Origin of the sequence: Sphaerochaeta sp. S2 (assembly GCF_016406725.1) — a bacterium.
GTDB lineage: Bacteria > Spirochaetota > Spirochaetia > Sphaerochaetales > Sphaerochaetaceae > Sphaerochaeta.
Window position 1 is genome coordinate 1 of record NZ_JAEKNT010000317.1, and the last position, 3,827, is coordinate 3,827.

Consider the following 3,827-nt stretch of genomic DNA (forward strand, 5'->3'; position numbering starts at 1 on the left):
ACTTTAGCCGGCTTCTCCTTTCCAGGAACCATGACCCGTTTCTTGATCTCCATCTCCTCATAGGAGCAGGAGAGTCTCTGGCACAGGTAGTGGTTCTGACCGATATCATCAACCACCTTCATCATGGGACCTTTGCAGAAAGGACACTGTTTGGCATCGGGGAATTTTGGTGAGAACAGCTCACTGCTCTTGATGACCTCATCAACAAGTTTCACTGCATGGGTCTTGATATCCTCAAGAAAACGACGGCTATCCTCCTTGCCATCAGCAATTGCACCCAGACGTTGTTCCCAGAGCCCGGTCAGTTCAGGCGAGCGAAGCTCCTCAGGGGCAAGACGAACCAACTCCCTTCCCTTGGGAGTGGGAACCAGTTCCTTCCCCTGGCGTTCCACATAGTGGTTCTGTATCAATTTCTCGATGATGTCTGCACGGGTTGCGGGAGTTCCGAGCCCTCCTCCCAGCTGTTTCTTGAGTTTTGCATCCTCAACAAACCGCCCAGCATGCTCCATGGCAGAGAGCAGTGTTGCCTCCGTATAACGGGCAGGGGACGGAGTGGAAAGCCTTCTAAGTTTCACACTGGAGATGGTCAGCGGGTCACCCTCCTTCAGGGAGAGCAGGAAGGGACTGGCTTCTTCTTCGTCTGTAATCGAGGGCTGGGCACTCCGTTTGCCGATCACACGGGCAACATCTCTCCATCCCTGCTCAACAGGAAGGGTAAGACGGGTCTTGAATCGTGAACCTTCCACATCAGCGATCAGGGTGGTGGTCCGATAGGTGTAATCGCTGCTGAGCACTTCAAGGAAGCGAAGCACGATCAACTCCCAGAGAGCGCGCTCCCTGGCGTTCAGTCTGCTAAGATCAACACGTTGCTCGGTTGGGATGATTGCATGGTGGTCGCTCACCTTCAGATCCTGGACAAACCGCTCTTGGTCGACACGATACCCCTGTATCCGGTATGAACTGGCAAGACTGCCAAACGGGGTTGCATCGAGAGCCTGCAGGCGCTTTTCCAGTGTGGATACAATATCACTGGTAATGTAGCGGCTGTCAGTTCTTGGATAGGTCACAATCTTGTGCTGTTCATAGAGGGACTGCAAGGTATCAAGGGTCTCCTTCGCACTGAAATCGAGGAGATTGTTTGCATCCCGTTGCAGTTCAGTCAGGTCATAGGCAAGCGGAGGTTGCTCAGTGCGATCAACTGTTTCCAGGGAGAAAACCTGCCCTGTCTTTCCTGTGAGCTCTGCCTCCTTCTGCTTGGCACTCTTCTCATCATTGATCCTGATCGAGTCCTCAGTGGGGTAATAGGAGGCAGTAAAATCAGTGAAGTCGGCCTTGAGTGTCCAATAAAACTGACCACTGAATGCCTCTATTTCATCCTCTTTCTGGGTCATCAGGGCAAGAGTTGGGGTTTGTACCCGCCCAGCTGAGAGCTTTGCATCATAGTGACAGGTCAAGGCCCTGGTGACATTCATCCCGATATACCAGTCAGCAGCAGCACGACTTTCCGCTGCTGCATACAAGTCGTCATAGAGTGTTGCATCCTTGAGGTTGCTGAATCCCTCCTTGATTGCCCCTTCAGTCTGGCTGCTGATCCAAAGCCTTTTTGCTGGTCCTTGGTAGTCTGCAAGTTTCATGATCCAACGGGCGACCAACTCGCCTTCCCTACCTGCATCAGTGGCGATGATCACTGAATCAACATCCTTTCGTTGGATGAGTTGCTTGACCACGGAAAACTGTTCCTTGCTCTGTTCGATCACTTCCTGCTTCAAGACTGGGGGCAACATCGGAAGATCCCTCAGTGACCATCTTTTATAGCGGTCACTATAGGCAGCAGGTTGAGCAAGCTCCACCAGGTGTCCAAGTGCCCAGGTTACGATATAGTCATCCCCTTCGCGGTATCCTTTCTCCGATTTCCAACAGTGCAAGACACGTCCGAGTTCCCTTCCGACGCTCGGCTTTTCAGCTAATACCAATTGTTTCAAGATGTACTCCTCCACGAGGCTGACTATATATCCAAGGGATACCTCTGTGCAAGGGAAACCCGAAAGGGGCTTTTGTTGTTCACAATATTTGCTATTAACAACCATTTGACAGAATATCTGTTTTCAGCTACGGTTCTGGAACCAGAGCTACATACAATCATCAAGGAAGAAAGCACCATGGCATTTGACATTGCATCATTTTTTGGTTTGAAACCAGCAGGGCCTAAAGAGCCAAAAGTATTGACCGTACTCACCCATCGTTGTCCCCAGAACCATCGTTGTCCAGCTGTAGGAGTCTGCCCTTCCGGTGCCTTGACCCAGAAAGGGTTTGCAGCACCGAAAGTAGACAAAAGGAAATGTACTGATTGCGGAAAATGTACTCGTTACTGCTTTCCCGGAGCCCTGAAGATGAAACGAAAGGAGGGTGCATGATCAAGAAATCCAGAGGATTGCTCCCAGGCCTTTTTATCATCACCATTGCCTATTTTTCCCTGGGTTTTGTTTCCATACTCTTAGCCAACCTTGCCCTTCTTTGCATGGCACTTCCCTTCATCTTGCTTGCAAGGGTTAAGAGGAAGGTATGGTGCCAGCGCTACTGCCCACGGGCAAGCTATCTCAACCAGGTAGGAAAAAAACACAACTGGAGAAAAAACCCTCGATTCATTACCAGCGGTAAAGCAAAGTACTATATGATTTGGTACTTTGGACTCAATCTGATGTTCATAGCTGGTTCGACAACCCAGATAGCCATGGGAAATATGGAAGCAATGCCGTACATCCGTCTCTTTATAGCTATTCCACTGTTTCCCCTGCCACAGTTGCTGCAGGTAAGTGTACCACCATTCCTCTTGCATCTCTCCTATCGTTTCTATTCCATGATGCTCAGTACAACGATTCTTGCCAGCATCCTAGCCCTCATCTACCGTCCTCGCCTATGGTGTGCCATCTGCCCGATTGGAACGCTCCAGGACAAAGTCTTGTCTTGGATGAAGGAATAGCCATAACTACCCTACGTAAAGTTGGAGTCACACCATATGTTGCATAGCATTGAAATTATGTTAGCGTATTGTAACTTGTAACCCATAGCAGACTATCGTTTTACATGCATCGCTATCAGTACAGATAACTCATATTCCTTGACTTGAATTGCAAGTAGGTATATAGTCAGAAGCAACGAAAACGAAGTAAGGAGTCACTATCATGGCTTACAAAATCACAGATGCATGTATTGCATGTGGAACGTGTCTGCCGGAATGTCCTACCGGTGCGATTTCTGAAGGCGACATCTATGTAATTGATGCAGATGCATGCATCGATTGCGGTACTTGCGCTGATGTATGTCCTACCGCTGCTATCATTCAGGAGTAGGATAACAACTTAGACTGAGAGACAGCGTATGTTGCTGTCTCTTTTTTTTTACGTGAGAAGGAACATACATGCAAAGTGAAATAACGACCATTGGTGCCCCTGTAATGCTCATCGGCCTTCTTGTAGGCTTCTTTCTCTGTTTCTATGGATATAAGACCAAGAGCTTGCTTGTTAGGCTCCGCAGTGTCGTCTCAGGATCGATTGTTTTTCTCTTCATTGCCTTGATGAGCTATGGACGGGAGTCCTTCATGCAGGTCCTGCAGGATCCCACCCCCCTCAGATCGCTCTGGAATGTCCTTTTCAATCCTTCTGATTATCGTGGTGTCCTAATCTACCTGGTCTCCTTTGCAACTGGTGGTTTGGTCCTGTTCCTCCTTGCAAGGAAGAAACAGAAGATTGTCGAGCTGGTGGTAGCCCTCTTTACCGCCGTTTCCATGAGCCTTATCATCTTCTTCCTGCTCTTGAGCTTCCTTCCCC

At 49.1% G+C, this 3,827-nt stretch carries 5 protein-coding genes; 4 read left to right on the plus strand and 1 reads right to left on the minus strand.

The window, feature by feature from the left end; genetic code table 11:
• A partial coding sequence (locus tag JF818_RS09235; protein ID WP_198891725.1) for a DNA topoisomerase 3 occupies nt 1-1,982 on the minus strand: 1,982 nt, incomplete at its 3' end.
• Nucleotides 1,983-2,159: 177 nt separating this feature from the next.
• Here JF818_RS09235 and JF818_RS09240 point away from each other — a divergent pair.
• From JF818_RS09240 to JF818_RS09255, 4 genes are all read left to right on the plus strand, one after another.
• Nucleotides 2,160-2,414 carry an ATP-binding protein gene (locus tag JF818_RS09240; RefSeq protein ID WP_198891726.1) on the plus strand — a complete coding sequence of 85 codons (255 nt, stop codon included), beginning with the start codon at nt 2,160-2,162 and terminating at the stop codon, nt 2,412-2,414.
• Nucleotides 2,411-2,980 carry a 4Fe-4S binding protein gene (locus JF818_RS09245; RefSeq protein WP_198891727.1) on the plus strand — a complete coding sequence of 190 codons (570 nt, stop codon included), beginning with the start codon at nt 2,411-2,413 and terminating at the stop codon, nt 2,978-2,980. Before JF818_RS09240 ends, JF818_RS09245 begins: the two co-directional genes overlap by 4 nt.
• Before the next feature lie 202 nt (nt 2,981-3,182).
• Nucleotides 3,183-3,350 (plus strand): DUF362 domain-containing protein, encoded by a 168-nt coding sequence (locus JF818_RS09250; RefSeq protein WP_198891728.1) that lies wholly within the window; start codon nt 3,183-3,185, stop codon nt 3,348-3,350.
• A gap of 68 nt (nt 3,351-3,418) precedes the next feature.
• Nucleotides 3,419-3,827, plus strand: a 409-nt coding sequence (locus JF818_RS09255; RefSeq protein ID WP_198891729.1) for a hypothetical protein, incomplete at its 3' end; no start/stop codon positions are given.